This window comes from Actinoplanes hulinensis (genome assembly GCF_019429605.1).
Taxonomy (GTDB): domain Bacteria; phylum Actinomycetota; class Actinomycetes; order Mycobacteriales; family Micromonosporaceae; genus Actinoplanes; species Actinoplanes campanulatus.
Genome location: NZ_JAHXZI010000025.1, coordinates 121333 through 128109, shown reverse-complemented (window position 1 = coordinate 128109; position 6777 = coordinate 121333). Strand labels below are relative to the sequence as shown.

Sequence of the window (6777 nt, the reverse complement as noted above, 5' to 3'; positions counted from 1 at the left end):
CCACGCTGCCGGTGTCGGGGGCGAGCTGGCCGCCGATCAGGGCGAACAGCGTCGACTTTCCGGCGCCGTTCGGTCCGATGACGGCGCGCAGCTCGCCCGGTTCGACCGTGAGGCTCACGTCGCGGACGGCGTAGACGCCGCCGAACGCGCGGGAGACCCCGTCGACGGTCAGTCTCACCGGAATCGTCCCTTGGAGAAGTCGGTGGGGACGAACCTACCGGCCTCGATCGTGTTGATCGAGATGAACTCGGTGGTCAGGCCGGAGTGGTCGGTGGCCGAGTACTTGTAGGTGCCGTTGGGGGTGGTGAGGGTGAGGCCTTCGAGGGCGTCGCGGACCTTCTTCGGGTCGGTGCCGCCGGCCTTCTCGATGGCGGCCGCGAGCAGTTTGACGCCGCTGTAGCCGTCCTGCGCGAACTGCGGCGGCGGGTAGCCGTACTTGGTGGTGAACGCGCTGGTCAGCTCGTCGACGGCGGTCTTCAGTTCGCCGGCCGGGAGGTGGTCGCCGACCACGCCGACGCTGCTGGCGATGGTGGCGCCGTCGGCGGCCGGGCCGGCCGGTTCCAGGAAGAGTTTGCTGGCCTGCGAGCCGGTCAGGACGAGGGGGATGGTGAGGCCCGAGGCGGCGTACTGCTTGGTGATGGCGACGGCCGGCGCGCCGGTGGCCCACAGCATCAGGGCCTGGGCGTCGGACGACCGCACGTGGGTGAAGATGGCGCCGAACTCGGTGGCGGTGGTCTGGAACTCCTCGATCGGGCCGAGCGTAACGCCGTACTGGGAGGCCTTTGCTTGAAGGCCTTTGAATCCGGCGACCGCGTAGCTGCTCTTGGTGTCGTAGGCGACGGCGATCTTCGTGAGCTTCCGCGTCTGGAAGTACTCCAGGGCGGCCTGGGCGTAGGTGCCGGACAGGGCGGGGACGACGAAGACGTACGGATGGACGGGGTTGACCTGTTCGTCGGCCGGGGTGAGCGAGATGTAGGGGATCTTCTCGCGGTCGACGAGCGGGATGGTGGCCAGCGCCGAGTTGCTGAACGGCGAGCCGATGATCGCGTCGGAGTCGTCCTTGAGCTCGTTGAAGGCGAGGACGGCTTGGTCGGGCAGGCTCTTGTCGTCGCGGACGGTGAGTTCGATCTTCCGGCCACCGATGCCGCCGGCCGCGTTGATCTTCTCGACCGCGAGGGCCACGGATTTCTGGTTCTCGCTGCCGAGCGGGGAGTAGTTGCCGGTCAGCGAGACGATCTGACCGACCTTGATCGTGTCGCTGCCCTCGTCGCCGGTTTCGCCGCCACAGGCCGCGGTGGCGAGGGTGAGTGTCAGGAGTAGGGATCCGATTCTGCGCACGATGACCTCCACGGGTTACCGGTGCGTTACAGGACATCGAAGTTAGGCTTTCTCTACACAGCCGTCAAGAATGTGCCTAACATCTAGCCCATGCCGTCGAATCCACAGACGCTGATGCTCATGCTGCTCGGCGATTTCGTGCTGGACCGGGACGTGTGCGTCTTCTCCGGCAGCGTGATCGACGTGCTGGACCGGCTCGGCATCTCCTCGCACGCCACCCGGTCCACACTCACCCGCATGGTCAACCGGGGCCTGCTGCGCCGGCAGCGCGACGGCCGCAAGATGTATTTCGGTCTCACCCCGCGCGCCGCCGAGATCCTGCGCGACGGCCGGGCCCGCATCTGGGAGACCGGCGCCGTCAACGACCGCTGGGACGGCACGTGGACACTGCTCTGCTTCTCCCTGCCCGAATCCTGGCAACGGCAACGCCACGACCTGCGCTCACAGCTCGCATGGTCCGGATTCGGGCCGTTGCAGGGCGGGCTGTGGATCGCGCCCGGAGTCGTCGCGGCCCAGGACATCGTGGACGGTCTGGGGCTCTCCGCCCACGCCCGCGTCTTCCACGCCCGGGCCGCGGACCTGACCGACATCGGGCAGATGGTCAGCGACGCCTACGACCTGGCCGGGCTGGCCGCCCGCTACCAGGAGTTCCTGGACCGGTGGGAGGGCCCCGCACCGTACCCCGACCCGCTGGCCGCGCGGCTCAGCCTGATCGCCGAATGGCTCGGCGCGATCCGCCGCGACCCCCGCCTGCCGGTCGAGCACCTGCCGGCCGGCTGGCCCGCCGTCCGCGCCCAGAAGCTCTTCCGCGACCTCGACGCCGCCTCCCTCTCCCCGGCGCGCGCCCTGGCCGCGGACCTGCTCGATCTCACCCCTTCAGCGGTACGCAAATAGGCGGTGTCCACTATTGATCGCCACAACTACGTCGGACCTGGCCGCCCCGACCGCGACCGAGGTGGCCATGAACATCCACACCGCGATGAGCACCCTGGGCAACGACCTCTTCGGCGAGGAGGAGGTCGCCACCGCGGCGATGCGCATGATCGCCGGAGTCGTCGGTGCCCACCGGCAGGCAGCCACTCGGTCGAACCGCTCCGGACCGTTCTCGGTGCCGACACCCAGGCTGGCCGATGCCACGCCCGCGCAGCTGATGGGAGGCGCCTTCCGGCCTACCCGGTAGGGCCGGGACCGCTCGTGCTGCGCCACGCGGAGGATCGGTACGGGGCTGAACGCCCTGAGCGCCGCCAACCGCGGTACGTGGCCGAGCGTCCCGGACCCACCCGCGGCAACGCCCGGCCCAAATGATCTACTCCCGGGCGCCCCCAGTAGGGTGACCTGCCTTTACTGCGGAAGGGACCGGGATTGACAAGGCCACTGGACATCGGCGTGCTCGGCCGGACGAGTGTGTCGGTGAACGGCGACGAAGCGACGATCGGTGGCCCCGGCCCCCGGGCGGCGCTGTGCAGACTCGTGATGTCAGCCGGCCTGACGGTGACCGATGACGAGCTGATCGACGCGGTCTGGCCCTCCGGTGCGCCCCGGTCGGCGAAGGTGACCCTGCAAGGACACATCGCCGCTCTCCGCCGGGCGCTCGAACCCGGGCGGGCGGCTCAGCGCCCGAGCGTGCTGCTACGCGGCGGCGCCGGATACCGCCTGGTCCTCGACGCGGACGCGGTGGACGTCGACCGCTTCACCGCGCTGTCCGAGCGGGGGCGCCGCGAGCTGGCCTCCGCCCGGCCGGCCGAGGCCGCCCACGCCTTCGATCAGGCGCTGGCCCTCTGGCGCGGGCGGGCGTACGCCGACTGCGCCGACCGCGGCTTCGCCGACGGCGAGTCGATGCGCCTGGAGCAGCTGCGGGTGGACGCCGAAGAGGGACGGCTGGAGGCGGAACTCGCCCTGGGTGATCACGTCTCGGTGGCGGCCCGGCTGGGGGTGTTCACCAGGGAACATCCGCTGCGCGAGCATGCCTGGACGCTGCAGGCCACCGCGCTCTACCGGGCCGGTCGCATCGGTGACGCGCTGGCCGCGCTGCGTTCGGCACGTGACGTTCTCGCCGAGGAACTCGGCACCGACCCCGGACCCGAACTGGAAGCCCTCCAGAGCGCCATCCTCCGCCAGGACCCGGGACTGCTCGCGGTGCCGGAGCGGATCGAGCCGGCCGCCACACCGGCCTCCGGGGCGCACACCGGAAACCTGCCCGCCGCGCTGTCCACCCTGACCGGGCGCGGCCACGAACTCGACCTGCTCGCCAAGCTGATCGAGGAGCACCGGCTGGTCACCCTGACCGGCACCGGCGGGATCGGCAAGACCCGGCTGGCGGTCGAGGCGGCGCGTCGCCACGGCGGCGACGACGGGCCGTGGCTGGTCGAGTTGGCGGGCCTGCACGATCCGACCCTGGTCGCCGACACCATCGCCGGCGCGTTGTCGATCGCCGCGAACGGCAACCCGGCCGTGCTGCTCGACGCGCTGCGCCGGCGTACCACCCTGATCGTCCTGGACAACTGCGAGCAGATCGTCGACGGCGTCGCGGAGTTCGTCACCACGCTGCTGCGGACGTGCCCGGACGTACGGGTGCTGGCCACCAGCCGGGAGGTGCTCCAGGTCGAAGGGGAGCGACGGTTCGAGGTGCCGCCGCTGTCGGCCGGCACCGCGGGCGAGGCCGTCGAGCTGTTCGAGCAGCGGGCCGCGGCCGTGGACCCCGACGGGGCCGCGGTCCTCGACGGCGCCCGCGACGCGGTGGCCCGGCTCTGCACCGACCTCGACAATCTGCCACTGGCCATCGAACTCGCCGCCGCGCAGTGCGCCGTGCTGTCCGTCGACCAGCTGGCCGCCCTCGCGCACGACCGGTTCATGGTGCTGCGCGGCGGGCCACGCGGCAACCGCAGGCACGCCACGATCCTCGCGACCGTACAGTGGTCCTGGGATCTCCTCTCCGACGCGGAGAAGGAGTCCTTCACCGCTCTCGCGGTCTTCGCCGGCGGCTTCGACCTGCGGGCGGCCATGATGGTGACCAGGAGCACCGATGTCGTCGCGCATCTGGACACGCTGACCGCCAAGTCGATGGTCACCGTCGTCGGCGGCAACCCCCGCCGCTACCAGATCCTGGAGACCCTGCGCCAGTTCGCCGAACGGCAGCGCACCGAGGAGCGCACCGCCGAGCTGCGCAACCGGCACGCGGCATGGGTCGGTGAACTCGCCGACGAGGCTGTCGACGCCCTGCGCGACGCCCGCAGCGCACAGTGGATGGCCCGGCTCTCGCTCGAGCACGCGAACATCCGGGCCGCGCTCGACCACAGTCGTGACGACCCGGCCGTCCGTCTGCGGATCTGTGCCGGCATCTACTGGTACTGGTACCGGACCGGGCACATCACCGAAGGGCTGCGATACGTACGGCCGGTGGTCGAGCACTGGCTCGCCGCCGATGACGTCGATGCGGCGCCGGTACGGCTGCGGATCTTCACGACCATCGGCCTGGCCGTGCTCAGCTACCTCGGCGGGGATCTCGCCTCGGTCGGCTGGGCGCTGACCCACCTCGGCGGGCTGGCCACCGGAGCCGACGACCCGGTCGCGGTCGGGGAGGCGCTCACCACGCTCGCGTACTTCGAGGCCGGTGGCGGTCAGGTCGCCGAGGCGGAACAGCACGCCGGGGCCGCGGTGCGGGTGGCCCGGGACAACGGGGCGACCCGGACCGAGGCCGAGGCGTTGATGAGTCTCGGCACCGCCCACTTGCGCGCCGGTGACCTCGACCGGGCGGCCGTGGCGCTCACCGCCTCCATCGACGCGGCCGAACGGTCCGGGAACGCCTGGTGTCATGGCTCCTCGTCGTGGCTGCTGGCCAAATGCCGGGTGGCGCAGGGCCACTTCGACGCCGAGGTCGAGCGGATGCTCGCCGACACGCTGACGCGGATGTACGCCGAGGGGGACCGCACGTCGTGGATCGTCATGCTGGCCACGCTCGCCTACGTGCGATTCCGCCAGGGCCGGGCGGAGCACGCCGCCGAGTTGCTGGCCGCCGCCCTGCACCAGGGTGAGCTGATCGGCTACTCGCCGGCCCTGATGGATCCGGTTGACGTCGGCCGCTATATCGGTGAGATGACCGGGCGGCTCGACGACGTGGCCACGGCCCGGGGCCGTGCGCTGTCGCACCAGCAGATCGCTCTCCTCGTACCGGGAACGGGGTTGATCTGACGAAGGGGACGGCCCCCGTGGCCCGTCCCCTTCGCGTATCTCGATGATCAGCTGGTGGCGATCCAGCTCAGCGAGTTGTACAGCTGGTTGCTCCACGCCAGGTGCCCCGCGGCGTTCGGGTGCATCGTCCCCTTGTGGTCCTGCTGGATCCACACGCTGTCGCCGGTGGTGTTGATGTACCGGTTCGAGGTGGCGCAGTAGCCGTTGCGGGTGAAGTCCGGCGGCGCGATGAGCTTCCAGACCGGCTTGTGGCCGACGGTCCGCCGGGCGTTCGCGTCGGCGACCGCCTGGGCGAGCATGGTGTTGAGCTGGGCGAGATACCCGCGCATCACCTCGTTCTCCGCCGCCGTGAACCCTTCGACGAAGAGGCCGCCGGTGCTGTTGCAGGCGACGCCGTTGGAGTTGTTGAACAGGTCCGGGTACGCCGTCAGGTACACGGTGCTCACGTTGCCCTGCAGACTCCGGTACCGGCCGTTCTCGTCGCCCTGGATCGCCGTGATCAGGGAGCTGAGACCGATCTTGAGCCGCGGGGTGTCCCATTCGAACATCTTGCGGGTCTTGCTGTCCCACGGCACGCAGTTGCCGACCGAGCAGTCGATCAGGATGTCGGCGTAGCTCAGGTCGTTGCCGCCGATCGAGATGCTCATCGCGTCGATCTTGCGGCTGCCGTACCTCGTGTTGACCTGGGAGATCTGCGACGGCATGCCCGTGGACTTCTGCCCGGTCAGGATGCCGCCGTCCTTCTCTCCGTTGAGCCCCATCGCCCAGTCCAGCGTCGCCCCGCTGCACGCGAAGCTGCTGTAGAGGATGTTGCCGGCGTACTTGTTGTTCTGCGCGAGCCGCTTGGCGGTACGCAGCGGCGCCGACAGCGCGGACCGGTGGCACTTGTCGTTGACCCACGGCAGCATGGCGTCCGGGGCGCCCTCACCCGAGCCGAAGGAGTCGCCTAGCGCGACGTACAGCGGCTCGTACCCGCCGGGCCGCGACGGTTTGACCGGTACGGGTATCGGATCCTCGACGGGGTCGTCGCAGTTGCTCAAGTCCCCACAGGGAGCTGCGTAGGACGGTTGCGTGATCGCGAGCTCCGCGCCCAGCAGGAGGGTCGTCGCGGCCAGACCGATGCCGAACAGACGGCGGATCTTGTTGCGTTCCATCTGGATGCTTCCTCTCGTGGAACCCGTTGTCGTTCGAGAAAGAGCATCCGGATGCCGCTGGTGATCCACTGGTGATCCGCTGGTGGTCCTGGCCCGG

6 protein-coding genes are annotated in these 6777 nt (G+C 70.1%); 3 read left to right on the top strand and 3 right to left on the bottom strand.

From position 1 onward, the window contains the following. The coding region (locus KZ829_RS44265) for an ATP-binding cassette domain-containing protein (RefSeq protein ID WP_308285818.1) at positions 1-118 on the bottom strand (118 nt) is incomplete at its 3' end. 56 nt (positions 119-174) lie between these two features. Further along, positions 175-1338, bottom strand: a complete 1164-nt coding sequence (locus KZ829_RS36600) for an ABC transporter substrate-binding protein (RefSeq protein WP_220148414.1) — start codon at positions 1336-1338, stop codon at positions 175-177. Between the two features lie 90 nt (positions 1339-1428). Here KZ829_RS36600 and KZ829_RS36595 point away from each other — a divergent pair, with 90 nt between their 5' ends. The 3 genes from KZ829_RS36595 (at position 1429) to KZ829_RS36585 (ending at position 5526) form a co-directional block, all read left to right on the top strand. Beyond that, positions 1429-2232, top strand: a complete 804-nt coding sequence (locus KZ829_RS36595) for a PaaX family transcriptional regulator (RefSeq protein ID WP_220148413.1) — start codon at positions 1429-1431, stop codon at positions 2230-2232. A 13-nt stretch (positions 2233-2245) separates the two neighbouring features. Further along, the gene (locus KZ829_RS36590; RefSeq protein ID WP_220148412.1) at positions 2246-2518 is read left to right on the top strand and encodes a hypothetical protein; all 273 of its coding nucleotides are present in this window, start codon (positions 2246-2248) and stop codon (positions 2516-2518) included. Positions 2519-2700: 182 nt separating this feature from the next. Further along, positions 2701-5526: an ATP-binding protein gene (locus KZ829_RS36585; RefSeq protein WP_220148411.1), complete on the top strand. Its 2826-nt coding sequence runs from the start codon at positions 2701-2703 to the stop codon at positions 5524-5526. Between the two features lie 47 nt (positions 5527-5573). Here the strand turns inward: KZ829_RS36585 and KZ829_RS36580 are convergent, their stop codons facing one another. Continuing rightward, positions 5574-6680 carry a GDSL-type esterase/lipase family protein gene (locus KZ829_RS36580; RefSeq protein ID WP_220148410.1) on the bottom strand — a complete coding sequence of 369 codons (1107 nt, stop codon included), beginning with the start codon at positions 6678-6680 and terminating at the stop codon, positions 5574-5576. Between the last annotated feature and the right edge of the window lie 97 nt (positions 6681-6777).